The 16,484-nt window shown below is 67.5% G+C and carries 17 protein-coding genes; 1 reads left to right on the forward strand and 16 read right to left on the reverse strand.

The annotated features are described in order from the left end of the window. Positions 1-6: 6 nt before the first annotated feature. From dut to coaBC, 3 genes are read right to left on the reverse strand one after another with little or no spacing between them, the layout of a single operon-like run. Positions 7-459, reverse strand: a complete 453-nt coding sequence (dut, locus tag ACK4FB_RS06450) for a dUTP diphosphatase (RefSeq protein WP_409749375.1) — start codon at positions 457-459, stop codon at positions 7-9. Then, positions 459-743, reverse strand: coding sequence for a hypothetical protein (locus tag ACK4FB_RS06455; protein ID WP_409749378.1), 285 nt, complete (start codon positions 741-743; stop codon positions 459-461). Before ACK4FB_RS06455 ends, dut begins: the two co-directional genes overlap by 1 nt. Further along, entirely contained in the window at positions 740-1,957 is a 1,218-nt protein-coding gene (gene coaBC, locus ACK4FB_RS06460; protein WP_409749380.1) for a bifunctional phosphopantothenoylcysteine decarboxylase/phosphopantothenate--cysteine ligase CoaBC, read from the reverse strand. The genes ACK4FB_RS06455 and coaBC overlap by 4 nt, the downstream gene beginning before the upstream one ends. A gap of 150 nt (positions 1,958-2,107) precedes the next feature. Between coaBC and ACK4FB_RS06465 the strand changes: the two genes are divergently transcribed. Further along, positions 2,108-2,566 carry an S-type pyocin family protein gene (locus ACK4FB_RS06465; protein ID WP_409749383.1) on the forward strand — a complete coding sequence of 153 codons (459 nt, stop codon included), beginning with the start codon at positions 2,108-2,110 and terminating at the stop codon, positions 2,564-2,566. Position 2,567: 1 nt separating this feature from the next. Here ACK4FB_RS06465 and ACK4FB_RS06470 read toward each other — a convergent pair whose 3' ends face one another. From ACK4FB_RS06470 to ACK4FB_RS06530, 13 genes are all read right to left on the reverse strand, one after another. Beyond that, positions 2,568-2,987, reverse strand: a complete 420-nt coding sequence (locus ACK4FB_RS06470) for a helix-turn-helix domain-containing protein (RefSeq protein WP_409749386.1) — start codon at positions 2,985-2,987, stop codon at positions 2,568-2,570. Between the two features lie 72 nt (positions 2,988-3,059). Then, entirely contained in the window at positions 3,060-4,622 is a 1,563-nt protein-coding gene (gene lnt / locus ACK4FB_RS06475; protein ID WP_409749389.1) for an apolipoprotein N-acyltransferase, read from the reverse strand. Between the two features lie 85 nt (positions 4,623-4,707). Beyond that, positions 4,708-5,151, reverse strand: a complete 444-nt coding sequence (gene ybeY, locus ACK4FB_RS06480) for an rRNA maturation RNase YbeY (protein ID WP_409749392.1) — start codon at positions 5,149-5,151, stop codon at positions 4,708-4,710. Continuing rightward, entirely contained in the window at positions 5,148-6,116 is a 969-nt protein-coding gene (locus ACK4FB_RS06485) for a PhoH family protein (RefSeq protein ID WP_409749394.1), read from the reverse strand. Before ACK4FB_RS06485 ends, ybeY begins: the two co-directional genes overlap by 4 nt. After that, complete coding sequence (miaB, locus tag ACK4FB_RS06490; protein ID WP_409749397.1) at positions 6,116-7,597, reverse strand: tRNA (N6-isopentenyl adenosine(37)-C2)-methylthiotransferase MiaB; 1,482 nt, start codon at positions 7,595-7,597, stop codon at positions 6,116-6,118. Before miaB ends, ACK4FB_RS06485 begins: the two co-directional genes overlap by 1 nt. A gap of 49 nt (positions 7,598-7,646) precedes the next feature. Further along, complete coding sequence (locus ACK4FB_RS06495) at positions 7,647-8,117, reverse strand: Fur family transcriptional regulator (RefSeq protein ID WP_409749400.1); 471 nt, start codon at positions 8,115-8,117, stop codon at positions 7,647-7,649. A 39-nt stretch (positions 8,118-8,156) separates the two neighbouring features. Continuing rightward, the gene (locus ACK4FB_RS06500; protein WP_409749403.1) at positions 8,157-8,567 is read right to left on the reverse strand and encodes a GNAT family N-acetyltransferase; all 411 of its coding nucleotides are present in this window, start codon (positions 8,565-8,567) and stop codon (positions 8,157-8,159) included. Further along, positions 8,564-9,199 carry a tRNA (adenosine(37)-N6)-threonylcarbamoyltransferase complex dimerization subunit type 1 TsaB gene (gene tsaB, locus ACK4FB_RS06505; RefSeq protein ID WP_409749406.1) on the reverse strand — a complete coding sequence of 212 codons (636 nt, stop codon included), beginning with the start codon at positions 9,197-9,199 and terminating at the stop codon, positions 8,564-8,566. The genes ACK4FB_RS06500 and tsaB overlap by 4 nt, the downstream gene beginning before the upstream one ends. A gap of 21 nt (positions 9,200-9,220) precedes the next feature. Beyond that, the gene (locus ACK4FB_RS06510) at positions 9,221-9,601 is read right to left on the reverse strand and encodes a helix-turn-helix domain-containing protein (RefSeq protein WP_409749409.1); all 381 of its coding nucleotides are present in this window, start codon (positions 9,599-9,601) and stop codon (positions 9,221-9,223) included. 66 nt (positions 9,602-9,667) lie between these two features. Further along, the gene (locus ACK4FB_RS06515) at positions 9,668-10,261 is read right to left on the reverse strand and encodes a helix-turn-helix domain-containing protein (protein ID WP_409749412.1); all 594 of its coding nucleotides are present in this window, start codon (positions 10,259-10,261) and stop codon (positions 9,668-9,670) included. Positions 10,262-10,310: 49 nt separating this feature from the next. Further along, positions 10,311-10,877, reverse strand: coding sequence for a NifU family protein (locus tag ACK4FB_RS06520; protein ID WP_409749415.1), 567 nt, complete (start codon positions 10,875-10,877; stop codon positions 10,311-10,313). A gap of 37 nt (positions 10,878-10,914) precedes the next feature. Next, on the reverse strand, positions 10,915-11,382 hold the full coding sequence (locus ACK4FB_RS06525) for a universal stress protein (RefSeq protein ID WP_409749418.1): 468 nt from the start codon (positions 11,380-11,382) through the stop codon (positions 10,915-10,917). A gap of 20 nt (positions 11,383-11,402) precedes the next feature. Continuing rightward, positions 11,403-16,334 carry an NAD-glutamate dehydrogenase gene (locus ACK4FB_RS06530; RefSeq protein WP_409749421.1) on the reverse strand — a complete coding sequence of 1,644 codons (4,932 nt, stop codon included), beginning with the start codon at positions 16,332-16,334 and terminating at the stop codon, positions 11,403-11,405. Positions 16,335-16,484 lie beyond the last annotated feature (150 nt).

The raw sequence follows: 16,484 nt of genomic DNA on the forward strand, positions 1-16,484 counted from the left end.
TAGCGCCTACTGCCCTGTGGAGCCGAAACCGCCCTCGCCCCGCGCGGTCTCGTCGAGGCTCTTCACCTCGGACCATTGCACCCGCTCATGACGGGCGATGACCATCTGGGCGATGCGCTCGCCGCGCCGGATCACGAAGGGTTCGGATCCCAGATTGGCGAGGATCACCCCCACCTCGCCGCGATAGTCGCTGTCGATGGTGCCCGGGCTGTTCAGGCAGGTGATCCCGTGCTTCAGCGCCAGACCCGAGCGGGGCCGCACCTGCGCCTCGAAGCCCGGCTCCAGCGCGATCTTGAGCCCCGTGGGGACCAGCGCCCGGGCGCCCGCCGCCAGGGTCATGGGCTGGTCATCGGGCACCGCCGCCCGCAGGTCCATGCCCGCCGAGCCCTCGGTCTCATAGGCGGGCAGCAGCAGGTCCTCGGCGTGGGGCAGGCGCAGGATACGGGCGGTCACAGTCATCAGGGATACTTCGAACCTACGGCTTGGATGAATTCTTCAAGGTCTGCAGAGAAGTCTGGGAGGAGCGTCGCAACTTCGGCTGGGGCGTTAGGGAACAGATTCACCAGTACCTGTCCTCGGTCACTGACGATGCGGCCATGCCAAGTCCAGGGCGGGCCGCCTCGACGGAACTGTATGATCCAATTTCCGAAATGCTCGGGGTCGTACTTTCCGGCGTCGCAGGTCATGCCGTGCCCCTTGAGCGCATCGGCGATCTGGTTCCGAACGGCGCGAAATTCACTCATACCCCGACCAAGGTCTCCGCGATGCGGGCGGCCAGGGCGCGGGCCACGGCGGCCTTGGACTGGCGCGGCCAGGTCTCGGCGCCGCTTTTGGTGATCAGGGTCACGGCGTTGCCGTCCGAGCCGAACACCTCGTCGGACACGTCATTGCCAACGATCCAGTCACAGCCCTTGCGCGACAGCTTGGCGCGGGCCTGGGTCTCCAGATCGCTGGTCTCGGCGGCGAAGCCGACCACCAGCCGGGGACGCATGCTCTTGGCCGACGACACCGCCGCCAGAATGTCGGGGTTCTCGATCAGGCTCAGCATGGGCGGCCCGCCCGGGGCCTTCTTGATCTTGCCGCTGGCCACGTCGTCCACACGCCAGTCGGCCACCGCCGCCGTCATCACCGCCACATCCACGGGCAGGGCCGCCATGGACGCCGCGTGCATCTCGGCCGCCGTCTCCACATCCACCCGCGTCACCCCCGGAGGCGCGCTCAGGGCCGTGGGGCCCGACACCAGCGTCACCTCGGCCCCCAGATCGGCCAGGGCCGCGGCGATGGCGTAACCCTGCTTGCCGCTGGAGCGATTGGTCAGTCCCCGCACCGGGTCGATGGGCTCGAAGGTCGGGCCCGCCGTCACCAGCGCCCGCTTGCCCTTCAGGGGGCGTCCGGCGGCGCCGGCCAGCAGCCCCTGCACCGCTTCGAGGATCGCGGCGGGCTCGGCCATGCGGCCCGGCCCGTACTCGCCGCAGGCCATCTCGCCGTCGTCGGGGCCGACCACCGCCATGCCGTGCAGGCCGTCAAAGCCGGTCAGCCGCGCCACATTGGCCATCACCGCCGGATGCTCCCACATGCGCACATTCATGGCCGGGGCCAGCAGCACCCGTTTGTCGGTGGCCAGCAGGGCGGTGGAGGCCAGATCATCGGCCAGCCCATTGGCCGCCTTGGCCATCAGCCCGGCGGTGGCGGGCGCGACCACGACCAGATCGGCCCAGCGGGACAGCTCGATATGGCCCATGGCCGTCTCGTCTTCCGGCGAGAACAGGGCCTGATGCACTGGATGGCCCGTCAGAGACGCAAGCGACAGCGGCGTCACGAACTCTGCGCCCGCCTTGGTCAGCACGGCGCGCACCGTCATGCCCGCCTTCTTCATCAGGCGCACCAGCTCCAGCGCCTTGTAGGCGGCGATGCCGCCGCCGACGATCAGGAGGATTTTCGGGGCCGTCCGGGTCATGCCTTCGCCTTAACGGCCGCCGCCGCCGCCGTCGAGGGCTCTGGCCACACCAAAAAGAACATTGCAGGAACATTAACTTTGTGCATAACGTGGGTTCGCGGGATTTCAGGGAGGCTTTACATGATCACGCGAATGCGCGGGACGCTTGCAATGGGGCTGGCGGCCAGCCTGGTGCTCGCCGGATGCGATAACGGGCAAAGCGCGGTCGAAACACGGGACCGCGCCGATGTGGCTGTCGAGGCGCCGGTCGGCCCCGTCGAAACCGCGGCGCCTCGAGCGGCGCCGGTTGAGAAGGCACGCTGGACCTCGAACCGGCGCAGCACCGCCAACGAGAACATCCAGCGCCTTTATGAGCGTAACGGCGCGGCCTTCGACGCCCGCTCGGCGGACGAGTATGTAGACAAGGCTCACGCCTTTATCACCCGACCGCCGGCGGGCACGGAAACCTTGCGCCGCGCCAATGGCGACACGCTCTATTATCAGGCGTCCAGCAACACCTTCATTGTGGCGACCTCGGATGGCACGCCGCGCACCATGTTCAAGCCGGACAACGGAGCCGCCTACTGGGAAGAGCAAAAGGCGCGCGAGGCGCAGCGGGGCGGCGGCTGAGTCAGTCCTGTTCGGGGCCGGCCTTGTCGCCCAGCATCTCCCGGATCATCTCCAGGGCGATCTTCTGCTGGCGCAGGGACAGCTGGGGCGCCAGACGGACAATCTCCTGACTCTGGCGCGTCACGGGAAAGTCGTGGCCGAAGACGACCGTGTCGCTTTCGGCCATGCCGGGAGCGGCGGCGGTCAATCCTTCAAAGAAGTAGCTCGGCTCGACCTTGAAGAACTGCGCAATCTCCCAGAGCTTGGACGAGGAGATGCGGTTGGCCCCCTTCTCGTACTTCTGAACCTGCTGGAACGTCAGGCCCAGCGCAGCCCCCAGCTGGCTCTGGCTGTAGCCTAGCGTCTTGCGCCGCGCCTCGACCCGCTTGCCGACATGGCGGTCCACCAGATGGGGTCCGTCGTCGCTCTTTGTACGCGCCATGATCGCCGCCTCCAGAAGCAATTTCCGCTCGGCATTTTAGCCTGAATGAGCCTCAATCTACAGGATGTCATCTTAATTCCCGGAGAGACTCCTGCGGCGCGAAATCCATGAACGCATCGGCCAGAGTCCCGCCCCCAGGGCAAGAATCAACATCAGGCCGAAACCGGTGTCGCCGATCCTGCTGTACAGGGTCGGCGCCAGCGCCCGGGGCAGGCGCGCGTCGATGACGCCGCTTTCGCCCGGCTCCAGGCGCTTGCCTGGAACAACCCGGCCCCAGGGGTCGATCAGCGCTGAAACCCCCGTCGGGGTGGCCCGGGCCATGGGCAGGCCCGTCTCGATCGCCCGGTAGCTGGCCAGATTCAGGTGCTGGACAGGACCCGAGGTGCGGCCGAACCAGGCGTCGTTGGACACATTGGCGATCCATGCGGGCCGCGCAGCCCCCCCCGGGGTAAAGCCGGGATAGAGGCTCTCGTAACAGATCAGCGGCTGCACGTCGGGCAAACCGGGCAAAGCCAGCGGCGCCGGCGCCGGGCCGGCGCTGAAGTCGGCCGGCACATGCACCAGACTGCGCAGACCGGTCCAGCTCATCAGGTCGCCGACCGGAAGGTACTCGCCGAACGGCACCAGCCGGTGCTTGTCATAGACGGCCTCCACCCTCAGGCCCGCGTCGCCGGCGTCTGACAGGGCGAAGAGGCTGTTGAAATAACGCCACTCGCCTTTGGGAGTCGGCTCTGCGCGACTGAAGCCCGCCAGAAGTGTCTGACCCGGCTGAACCGCCCGCGCCATTGCGGCGGCCACGGGCGAGCCCTGGGCGAACGCTTCATTGGCCGTGATGGGCAAGGCGCCCTCGGGCCAGACGATCACGTCCGGAACCTGCGCTCCCGGCCGGGCCGTGAGATTCACATAGCGCTGGACTATGGCCTCGAAATTCTCCGCGTCCCACTTGGCCTGTTGCTGCACGTCGGCCTGGACGATACGCACGGTCGTGTCGGACGCTTCTGGCCGCGCCACGCTGAGGCGATGGGCGCCGCTGACCATAATGGCGCCGATCATCAGCATGCCCAGCACCGCCGCTCCGACACGAGTCTTCAGTCGTCCCGCGCTGAACAGGGGCCCGATCAGGGACGCCCCCGCCACCGTGACGAGACTGAGCCCATAGATTCCCGCCAGCGCCGCGAACTGCGACGCCGCAGAGCCCGCGCCCCAGGCGGCGCCCGCCGGATTCCAGGGAAAGCCGGTCAGGATCGTGCCTCGCAGCCACTCCAAGCCGCAGAAAGCCGCCGCGAACAGCAACGGCCGGAGCGGGTGGCCGGCCACATGGAAACGGCGATAGATCGCCACGGCCCCGCCCCAGAACAGCGCCAGCCCCGCCGGCAGCAGCGAGGCGGCGAACGGCGCCATCCAGGCGTGGGCCTCGGCGTTGACCAGAAAAGCCTCCGCCACCCACCAGCAGCTGATGAAGAAATAGGCGAAACCCGCCAGCCAGCCGAGCCCGAACGCTCCGCGTGTGGTCAGGGTCCGCTCGGCCAGCAGCATGAGGGCCGGATAGGCGAGAATCCCGAAAAGGAAACCGAAAGGCGGGTGCGCCGCCGCCGCCGCCGCCCCAAGGATCAGCGCTGTCAGACCCGCGCCCATCCGGAGCCATGCGCCACGGACCCGTCGGCGCGGAGCCGCACCCACCGTTTCAGGCTCGGCGTAGACAGGCGCGGCAGGGTCGGTTTCAGGTGTCATTTCGAGACAGATACGGATCAGGGATCCCCAGCGCCGCAAGATGCGTGCGCTCCAGCGCCTCCATCGCCTCGGCCTCGTCATGCGCTTCGTGATCATGCCCGGTCAGGTGCAGCACTCCGTGGATGACCAGATGACTCAGGTGGTCGGCAAAGGGCTTGCCCTGCTGCCGGGCTTCCGCCGCGCAGACTCCATGGGCCAGGACGATGTCGCCCAGATGGGGCCGGGCGCTCGCCGGCGCTGGAAAGGACAGCACATTGGTGGGCTTGTCCTTGCCGCGGAACCGGGCGTTCAGGTCGCGCACGGTGTCGTCGTCGGTCAGCAGGATCACCACGTCGCCCGGCGGCGCAGCCTGTTCAGCCGCCCGGACAACAACGCCCCGAACATCCGGGACGTCGACGGACCAGGTCTCGTCCTCGACCTCGATATCGATCATGGCGCGGTCGCGTCGCCGCCCCGCGCGGCGGCCGCGTCGGCGTCATAGGCCCGCACGATCCGCTCCACCATGGCGTGGCGCACCACGTCCGCGGCCTCGAAGCGCAGCACGCCGACGCCCTTCACGTTCTCCAGAATGCGTAGGGCGTGCGGCAGGCCGGAGTCCCGCGTGTTGACCAGATCCACCTGGCTGGGGTCGCCGGTCACGACCATGCGCGCGCCCTCGCCAAGCCGGGTCAGCACCATCTTCATCTGCAGCCGGGTGAGGTTCTGGGCCTCGTCCGCGATGATGAAGGCGTGGGACAGGGTCCGGCCGCGCATGAAGGCGATGGGCGCGGCCTCGATCTCGCCCTTGTCCCGTCGGCGGCGCACATCGTCGGCGCCCAGGATTTCGTTCAGCGCCTCCCAGATGGGCGCCAGATAGGGGTCGACCTTCTCATTCAGGTCACCCGGCAGAAAGCCCAGCTTTTCGCCCGCCTCCACCGCCGGCCGGGTGATGACCAGACGGTCCACCTGTCCACGCCGCAGCAGGGACGCGCCGTAAGCGGCCGCAAGGAAGGTCTTGCCCGTGCCCGCCGGGCCAACGCCGAAGGTCAGCTCGCACCGGGCCAGGGCCTCCAGATAGCGCGCCTGGGCCGGCGTCTTGGGGGCGATGGCGCCGCGACGGCCCACGGGCAGCGCCACGCCCTCGGGCGTCTTGCCGCCGGAGCGCTGGGCGCCCAGCGCCGTGCGCACGTCCGCCTCGGTGATCTCGGCCCCCAGATCAGCCCGCTTGGCCAGCACCTCGACCACACGCTTGGCCGCCGCCCGGTCCCTGGTCGAGCCGTTGATGGACACCCCGCCGCCCGGCGATTCCACCAGAACCTTGAAGGCGTCCTCGATGAGGGCCACGTGGCGGCTGCCCGGCCCGATCACGGACCTGAGGGCGACATCGGACAGGGCGAGGAACTCGGACTCTCTGGACATTACTGGGCCCTGACGCTCGCGACGCGGTCGCTCGCAGCTTGAGGGCGGAGGGAGGTCATGCTGTCGGTCGCCTGTGACGTGAAGGAACTCTGCGGCTCATCAACCAGCGCGCCGGTCAGACTGTTCTGCTGGCCGCGTTCGATGCGGACCGGGACGATCTGGCCCATCAGGTGGTCGGCGTGCTCCACGTATACGGACTGCAGATAGGGCGAGCGGCCGATGGCCTGACGCCCATGACGGCCCTTGCGCTCGAACAGCACCGGCAGGACCTTGCCCGCCTGGGACTGATTGAAGGCGACCTGCTGTTCAAACAGCAGGGCCTGCAACGCCTGAAGGCGTTCGGACGCCACATGGGGCTCCACCTGCGCGCCCATGGTCGCCGCCGGGGTGCCCGGGCGCGGCGAATAGATGAACGAGAAGGCAGAGGCGTAATTCACCCGCCGCACCAGGTCCATGGTGTCCTCGAAGTCCCGGTCGGTCTCGCCGGGGAAGCCGACGATGAAATCGCCCGACAGGGCTATGTCCGGCCGGCTGGCGCGGATGCGGTCGATCAGATCGAAGTACTTCTGACGCCCGTGCTTGCGGTTCATCAGCCGCAGCAGCCGGTCCGACCCTGACTGCACCGGCAGGTGCAGATAGGGCATCAGGGCGTCCAGCTCGCCGTGCGCCGCAATCAGGTCGTCTCCCATGTCGTTGGGATGGCTGGTCGTGTAGCGAATGCGGTCCAGCCCCTCGATCTCCGCCAGAGCGCAGGCCAGCCGGGCCAGGGTCCAGATCTCGCCGGTCGGGCCCACGCCGTCATAGGCGTTGACGTTCTGGCCCAGCAGGGTCACCTCGCGCACGCCGCGCGCCGCCAGTTGGCGCGCCTCGCTCAGGATGTCGGCGGCCGGGCGCGACCATTCGGCGCCGCGGGTGTAGGGCACCACGCAGAAGGTGCAGAACTTGTCGCAGCCCTCCTGCACGGTCAGGAACGCCGTCGGACCCTTGACGCCCCGCGCGCCGATTTTCTCATTGGTCAAGGCGTCGAACTTGGCGTTGGGGGCGAAGTCGGCGCCGATGCGCTCGCCCCGCGCCCGCGCCGTGCGGGTCAGCAGCTCGGGCAGCTGGTGATAGGCCTGCGGCCCCACCACCAGATCCACGGCGGGCTGACGGCGCATGATCTCCTCGCCCTCGGCCTGGGCCACGCAGCCGGCCACAGCGATGGTCATGGCACCCCGGCCGTTCGAGGCCTTCTCGTCCTTGAGCATCCTCAGCTTGCCCAGCTCGGAATAGACCTTCTCGGCCGCCTTCTCGCGGATGTGGCAGGTGTTCAGGATGACGAAGTCGGCGTCCTCGGGCGTGTCGGTCGGCGCATAGCCCAGCGGGCGCAGCACGTCGGCCATGCGCTCGGAGTCATAGACGTTCATCTGGCAGCCGTAGGTCTTGATGAACAGGCGCTTTTCGGCCCGTTCGGACGTCGGCTTGTCTTGGGCGTCGATCATCGCGCGGTTATGGGGATTTAGGACCGCCCCCACAAGCGCCAGCGCCGAATCAGGCGTCCTCGGTGCGACGGTTGTGCCGGGTGAAGATCAGGCCCTCGCGGCTGGTGGGCGAAGCGCCCTCGATGGCCGTGCCGTACAGTTCCAGCTTGTGCCCTATCAGCTTGAAACCCAGCCTCTCGGCGATCTCGGTCTTCAGCCGTTCGATCTCGGCGTCATAAAATTCGATGACCTCGCCGGACTTGGTGTCGATGAGGTGGTCATGATGGTCGTCGCCCGCTTCTTCATAGCGGCTGCGGCCGTCGCCGAAGTCGTGCTTCTCGACCACGCCCGCCTCTTCGAACAGACGCACGGTGCGGTACACCGTGGCGATGGAGATGTGCGGATCGATGGCCGAGGCGCGGCGGTACAGCTCCTCCACATCGGGGTGGTCTTCAGCTTCCGACAGCACGCGCGCGATGACGCGACGTTGCTCGGTCATGCGCATGCCGCGCTCGGCGCAGAGTTTCTCGATCCGGTCCATGACTCCAGAATAGTCATCCCCCGGCCAAGAGGAAAGCGTTCACGCCAAGTTGAGAGCCAGTATCAGCGCGTCGGCCCGCGCCCCGTCCGGTCGGGCGTAATATGCAGGGCGCTTCCCGGCCAGCTCAAACCCCCGGGAAGCGTACAGGGTCAGCGCCGCAGTATTGTCATGGGCCACCTCGAGGACCAGACGAACCACGCCCAGATCCCGGGCGTTTTTCACGGCCTGATCCAGCAAGGCGCCGCCCGTTCCTTGTCGCCGGGCTTCGGGATGCACGGCCAGGGTGACGATCTCAGCCTCGTCCGCCGCGCGCCGCCACAGCAGGAATCCGTTCTGCGCGACCTCCAGTTCCGCCCCCGGCATGTCCAGCAACGCCGTGATCGCCGCAGCGTCCCAGGGCGTGTCGAAAGCCGAGGCGTGGATGGCCGCCAGATGCGCCGGGTCCTTCATTCCGGAGCGCGCCCGCCCGGGAGTTTGGCGTCCGGCGCCCTCAGATAGAGCGGCCTCGCCTCGCCCTGTGGCTGCTCTGCGGCCACACGCGCCAGCGCCCTGGGCGAAGGCGCAGCGAGAACGATCGTCTCGACGCCGGGCGCAGACGTCAGGGCGGCGCCCGATCCCACAGCGATGCGCGCCTGCGTCCCGGCCATCCGCGCGGCCGCGGCCTCAAGGTTGAGGGCGGCGGGATCATCCAGCGGGGCGCCGTCCTGAAACGGCTGTCCGTAGACTTGCCCCCGCCGCGCATCGATCAGGGCCCACACCACCCCCCGGGACTCCACGTCGTGCGCGAAAGCCCCCAGAGTGGACAGGCCCGAAACGGGCCGATCAAGCGCCAGTCCCAGCCCCTGGGCAAACGCCAGCCCGACCCGCAGACCGGTGAACGAGCCTGGTCCGGTGGTTACGGCGATGCGGGCCAGATCATCGTAGCTCCAGCGCGCCGCCGCCATGACCGTCCTGACCATGCCGCCAAGACGCTCCTGATGGCCCCGCGTCATGCCTTCGGTTGCGGCCGCAACCACGAGCGAATGGTCAGCCGCGACGGCGGTGCAGGCGCCCAGCGCCGTGTCGATGATCAGGGTCTTCATCAGGCCGCCGCAATAGGCCCCTCAGGCCGGCCGCGCCAGTCCCTCCACGATCACGCCCACCGCCCGGCGCTGTCCCATGTCATGAATGCGGGCGAAGTCCCGTGACAAGGCGCGCCCTTCCGGCGTGTCCAGCAGCGCCTCCAGTCCATCCCGCCCGCCCTGCGCAGGGAAAAAGGCCGACACCGGCTGGTCCAGTTCGCGGGCGAGCCGGTAGAGAGTCGAGGCCGACACCCGGTTGGCCCCGCTTTCGTACTTCTGAAGTTGCTGGCCGCTCAGGGACAGGCGCGCGGCCAGGGCGTGCTGGGAAAGGCCAAGGTCAGTACGAAATCGTCGGATGGCGTCACCCAGATCGCGGTCCAGCAAATCCGCCTCGGGCGAAGGGTGGGGCGAGCGGCGGGGCATGGAAACCTCCAGGGACGGCGACGCCTGAAGGTTTCATTTTCGAGCGCAAAATACAACCATATTGTTTCATTGCGGCCAGTCCACGCCCTCCAGGCGCGCCACCACCGCCCCTACGGGCCCGATATGGCCGCGCTCCAGCACGCGCTTGTCGCCGCCCGGACTGCGAAGAATCACGGTGTCGCGGTCGCCCCGATGATAAAGACCGATTACAGGCCCGTCGTCCGTCTCGACCACGCAGCCCTGATCCCGCCGGGGCCAGACAGAGAGGTCATAGACCAGAACCACGCCTGATACGGCCCAGGGCGCCAGATCATCATCTCGGAGTTGCAAGGTCCGTCTGACCGGCTCACGGTAACCCTTTACGGAAAAGGCCCTTCCGCCTTCCTCAAATCGTTCCGCGGCCGGTATGGGCGAGGCGGGTTGACGCGCCGTCTCCAGCGCCAGATCCTCCGGGGTCAGGTCAAGCGCGGCGGTGAGGCGGCGTTGAACATCCGGTCGAAACATGCCGGGACGACGGCCTGCCTCGTACAGGCCCCAGGCCTGACTCGTCACGCCCATGCGCGCGCCGGCCTCGGCCTGGCTCAGGCCGCGCGCCTTGCGCAGGGCGGCCAGGGCCTGGCCGAGCACATTGGCCTGCGGGTCATCGCGGAAACGCGTCATGCAAACAGCATGAACCGCCTTGCACTCACTGGCGAGCGACCATTTGGTTTCAGAGCGTCTGTTCGACCCGCTCAACCTCGGGCACGTAATGACGCATCATGTTCTCGACGCCGGCCTTCAGAGTGGCGGATGATGACGGACAACCGGCGCAGGCCCCGCGCATGCGCAGCCACAGCACCCCGTCGGCCTCATCGAAGCGATCGAACAGGATATCCCCGCCGTCCTGGGCCACCGCAGGGCGGATACGCGTGTCCAGCAAGGCCTTGATCTCGCGCACCACGTCGCTGTCACCCTCCCCGCCCGCGTGACCGTCAGCCTCCGCCGCCTCGCCGCGCGTCAGGGGCGCCCCGGAGGTGAAGTGGTCCATCAGGGCGGTCAGCACCGGGGCCTTGAGGGCGCTCCAGTCCGGGCCGGCGGCGGAGCGCGTCACGGCCACGTAGTCAGCCCCGAAGAACACCCCTTCGACCCCTTCCAGCTGGAACAGGCCTTCCGCAAGCGGTGAAACCCCGGCCTCATCGATGGTCCGGAACTCCAGCGCTCGCTCGGGCGAGACGTCCCGGCCGGGCAGGAATTTGACGACGTTGGGATTCGGAGTGGCTTCGGTCTGGATGAACATGGTCCTGAGATGCGCGCCCTGAGGCCGTTTCGCAAGGTCAGGCCAGATCCTCGACCTCCTGGTCGTCCAGATCCCCCGGCACCACGGTGATGGGCAGACGGCGGCCGCCCACACCCGCGCCCTCCTTGGCCATGGCCGCCACCAAAGGCCCCGGGCCGCGCCCGCCCACGGCTGCGGCCAGCACGAGGATCTTGATCTCCGGGTCGGCGTCCACCGCCCGGATAATGGCCTCGCGCGTTTCAGCTTCCTCCACCAGAAACACCGGCGCGGCGCCCGACAGCGCCGCCGCCTTTTCGCCGATCCGGTTCAGCAGCGCCTCGGCCTCCTCCCGCTGCTGCCGCTCGATCTCCTCCCGAACCCCGGACCAATGCTCAAAGGCCGAAGGCGGAATGGCGCGCAACAGCACCACGCGCCCTCCGGTGGAGCGGGCCCTGCGCGCGGCGAAGCGCAACGCCGAATCAAACTCGGGGGTGTCGTCCACCACCACCAGGAATTTACGCGGCATGGTCAGCCCCCCGTCTGGTTTCAGCCGAACCGTTTGGTCGCAGCCATGGACTGCGCGGCCGCGGCGGCGAAGTCGCGCACCGCAACATTGGCGATGGTCAGCTTGGCGAAGCTCCAGCCGTGGCCGGACTGTTCGATCTCGTCCACCGCCCGTCGCACGCCCTCGGCGATGCCCTGTCGATCGCCCACCCAGCCATCGACGGCGGCTTCGGCGGTCTTCTCGCTCTCCCCCACGGCCTCCTTGCAGCCCCGGGCCACGGCGCGGGTGATGACAACCTGCTCCGCCATGAAGTCCTCGACCATGCGGCGCACAGCCAGCCGCTCATAATGGTCGGCGGAGGCCAGGGAACCGGCGGCCGCGCGCAGGCGGTCCAGATCGAATGCCGCGCCGACCTGATGGTAAAGCCTCGCCATGGCGGGCGGCGACCATTTCGCCTCACGAGACAGATCAGCGATGTCGCTGGCCGCCACCATGGGACGCATCAGGGCGATGATGGCGGCCAGTTCGCGCGGCGCGCCCGCCTCGACAAAGCTTTCCTTGCGCGACTTGAGCCGCGCCTGCTCGAACCGGGACAGGACAGACGCGCCAGCCTCACGCAGTTCATCCGCCGCCTTGCGATAGGCCTTTATCAGATCGCCCACGCCGCCCATGTTCTGACGCGCTACACGGCGCGCCAGCCAGAAGGTCTGGCGACGCAGAACGACGGCGATTTCTTCATACAATCGCAACTGCGCCTCGGCCTGGATCTTGCCGTCAAGGGCAGAAACCGCGGCCCAGGCCTCGTCCAGGCGGAAGATGCGCCGGGCGGCCTCGAACCCGATGGTCAGGGCGGTGGTGTCGCATTCCGCGCTGATGCGAAGGCGCTCCGGGAATGTGGGGCCGCACATGTTCACGATGTCGTTGCACAATACCGTCGCCACGATCTCGCGACGTAGCCGGTGGCTGTTCATGGCCTTGTCGAACTTGCCCAGCGCTTCGGGGAAATAGCCCTCCAGAACCCCTTCGAAGAAGGGATCCTCAGGCGCTTTCGACGCCACGATGTCTTCGGCTAGCTCCAGCTTGGAATAGGCGGTCAGGACCGCCAGTTCGGGTCTTGTCAGGCCCGCCTCGGCGGCGCGCATCTCGGACAGCCGCGCATCGCCCGGCAAGCCCTCCACAACGCGATCCAGTTTCCCCTGTGTCTCCAGACGGTGCATGAAGCGTGTCTGGGCCTCCAGCTCCGCCACCGCATTGCGCTCCTGCAGACTGATGGCGAGGGTCTGATCGTAATTGTGGACCAGCACCTTGCGGGCCACGTCCTCGGTCATCGAGGCCAGAAGGGCGTTGCGGGCCTTCTCCTTCAGCTTGCCCGCCGCGATGGCCGAACCGGTCAGAATCTTGATGTTGACCTCATGATCGGAGGAATCCACGCCGGCCGAGTTGTCGATGGCGTCCGTGTTGATCCGTCCGCCGTTGCGCGCGAAGCCTATCCGGCCCTCCTGGGTCAGACCCAGATTGGCGCCCTCGCCCACGACCCTGGCTCTCAGATCAACGCCGTTGACGCGAATGGCGTCATTGGCCTTGTCGCCCACCTGCAGGTCGGTTTCGTGCGCCGCCTTCACATAGGTGCCGATGCCGCCGAAGTAGAGCAGCTCCGCCGGGGCGGTGATGATCGCTTTCATCAGGGTGAAGGGATCAACTTCCTCCGCATCGATCTCCAGCGCCGCCCGGATTTCGGGCGTCAGCCTGATGGACTTGGCCGAACGCGGAAACACGCCCCCGCCCCTGGATATCTTCGACGCGTCGTAGTCCTGCCAGGAGGAACGCGGCAGCTCGAACAGGCGCTTGCGCTCCTTGAAGGAGGTCGCGGGATCAGGATCGGGATCGATGAAGATGTCCCGGTGATCGAACGCCGCGACCAGACGAATCTGCTTCGACAGCAGCATGCCGTTGCCGAACACGTCGCCGGACATGTCGCCCACGCCCACCACCGTGAAGGGTTCGGACTGTATATCCTTGCCCATCTCGCGGAAGTGGCGCTTGACGGCCTCCCAGGCGCCGCGGGCGGTAATGCCCATTTCCTTGTGGTCGTAGCCGGCCGAGCCGCCCGACGCGAAGGCGTCCCCCAGCCAGAAACCGTAATCCGCCGAAACACCGTTGGCGATGTCCGAGAAGGTGGCGGTGCCCTTGTCTGCCGCCACCACCAGATAGGGGTCGTCGTCTTCCCACGCGACCACCGAGGGAGGACGCACCACCTCGCCGGAGGCCACAATGTTGTCCGTCAGGTCCAGCAATCCGCACAGGAAGGTCTTGTAGGCCCTGATCGCTTCGGCCTGCACCACATCCCGACTCCCGCCGCGCGGCAGGCACTTGGGATAGAATCCGCCCTTGGAGCCGACCGGCACGATCACGGCGTTCTTGACCTGCTGCGCCTTGACCAGACCCAGCACCTCGGTGCGGAAATCATCCCGCCGGTCCGACCAGCGCAAGCCCCCTCGCGCCACGGGCCCGAAGCGCAGATGCGCGCCCTCTACATGGGGCGCCCAGACGAAGATTTCTCGATGGGGCTTGGGCGCCGGCAGGTCGGCAAGTTCGCGCGAGGCGATCTTGATGGAAATGTAGGACTTGGGACCGCCGTCCTCGGCGATCTGATAGAAGTTCGTACGCTTGACGGCCTGGATCAGCAGCGACAACCGGCGCAGGGCCCGATCATGATCCAGGCTGGCCACGTCCTGCAGGGCCCTGTCGATATCGGCGACCAGCGCCTTGACGGCCTTTTCACGCCCCTGGGCATGCTCGTAGGACGGGTCGAACCTGGCATGGAACAGATCCAGGAGGGCGCGGGCCACCACGCGATGTTCGCGCAGGGCTTCTTCCTGCACGGCCTGGCTGGGGTCCATGCCGGTCTGCTGGCGATAGCGCGCCAGGGTCCGGATCAGGGCCGCCTGGCGCCAGTCCACGCCCAGTTCGATCACCAGCCGGTTGAAGCCGTCGCTTTCGGTGCGGCCGGTCCAGACTGCGGCGAAGGCCTCCTCGAACGGTTTCTTGATGTCGCCAAAACTGAGGCCCTCGCCCCTCGGGTCCTCCATCAGGAATTCGTGCACATGCACCGCTATGCCGCCGGCGGGCTTCAGCGAGTGGCCATACTCCTCGATGGTCTTCAGCCCCATGTCCGCCAGGATCGGCAGGACATCGGACAGGGGGGCCGGGTCGCCGCGGCGATACAGCTTGAACCGGAACTGAAGGCTGGAGTCTTCAGGCAGCCGGAAGGCGCGCACCGCCACGGACGAGCCGCCAGCCTCCTCTCCGAGGACGTCGAACTCGAACAGATCCGTGACCGCTTCCACCGCGTCATAGCGGTCACGGTATCCCGCCCCGAAAGCCTCGGACCATTTGGAGATCAGGGCGCCGATCTGGGCCTCGGCCACACCCGCGCGGCGCGCCGCATGCTCAAAACGATCCGCCCAGGTGCGGCTGGTCTCCATGACCATGGCCTCGAGTTCATCCAGGTCCGGATCCAGATGTTCTCCAGGCTCCACCCCGATGATGTAGTGGATGCGCACCAGGGGGGCGTCGGTCAGCTGCGGATACCAGGCTGACAGGCGACCGCCCCAGGCGGCCGCCAGAAGGCGGCCGATGCGCTCCCGGACGCTGGCGTCGAACCGTTCCCGTGGCACATACGCCAGCACCGAGATAAACCGGTCGAACGGGTCCTTGCGGGTGAAAATCTTGACCCGGGGCCGATCCAGCAGGTGCAGAACCCCGCCGGCGATCTCCAGCAACTCATCTTCCGTCATCTGGAAGAGTTCATCGCGGGGGTAGTTCTCGAGGATGTTGCGAAGGCGCTTGTGGTTGTGGCTGCCGGGCGCCTTGCCTGCCCGCTCCAGCGCATTCCTCACCTTGCGCCGGATCAGCGGAACTTCGGAGGCCGCACGGTCATAGGCCTCGGCGGTGAACAGGCCCACAAACCGGGTCTCGCCCGCCGCCTTGCCGTCAGCGCCGTAACGCTTGACCCCCACATAATCCATATAACCCCGGCGATGGACCCGACTGCGCAGATTGGCCTTGGCCACGCTGACGGGTTCGCCGAGGTTCAGCTGACGCTTCATCTGCCGTGTCAGGACCGCCGGTTCGCTGGCCCTGCGCAATACCCGGCGTTCCGGGTCGCGCAAAACGCCCAGTCCGTCCCCCGACTGCGACAGGGGCGCCTCGGCCTCATAGGCTCCGTCCTTCGTGCGGGGAAATTCGTACTCGCGCGCGCCCAGAAAAACGAAATGATCGTCGTTCAGCCACTTCAGAAACGCCAGATTCTCTTCAAGGGCCTCCGGATCGATGGGTGGCCCCTGGCTGATCAGGTCGTCGACACAACGCTGCATCAGCGCGGTCATGCGACCATGGTCCGTGACGGCTGAGCGTACGTCCGCCAGGGTCGCGGTCAGACCTGTGGTCACCGCCTTGCGCCGCTCCGGCGGCAAGGTGTCGACGATGACCAGGATCATGGATTCGCGCGACTCCGCCTCGACACGCGCGCCCGCCGCGTCACGCCCGACCCTGAGCAGGGGGTGGAACATGGCCCGCACGGAGACGCCGGCGGCGGCCAGGTCGCCCATGACGCTGTCCACCAGGAACGGGGCGTCGTCCTGGATCACCTGGATGGCGTCGTAGCCCAGCGCCCGCCCCTCACAATCCGAGATCGCCGCAATGTCGATCAGCGGGTCATCGCCGGTCTTGCGCTTGTCGCCCAGAAGCCAGAACGCGGCCAGGACACAGGCCAGATCATCAGGCCCCACCTCGGGGGTCTCGTCGGCGGCGTAGTCTTCCTGGGCCTGACGCAGAAACTCCGTCTGCAGGGCGTCGGGCTTGCCCTTCTGGCCCAGGGCTTTGAGGAAGCGCTTGCCCAGCGCCTCCAGGTCAGGGGCATTGTCGGCGCCCGCGCTGGATTCCTTCGCCGGGGTCCGGTTTTCGCCGCGCATGATGTTTCCGTCCGAGCCGCGGCCGTGAGCCGCTTTAGTTCTGATCTTTAGGCTGACCCTAGCCGGGTTGTGCGCCCGATCAACCATTTCGCCCTAGCTAGTTCAGCCGCGTGTTCCGCGAAAGGGGCAAAGAGAAGGGCCGGACGTCGC

Origin of the sequence: Brevundimonas sp. (assembly GCF_046299535.1) — a bacterium.
Classification (GTDB): Bacteria; Pseudomonadota; Alphaproteobacteria; order Caulobacterales; family Caulobacteraceae; genus Brevundimonas.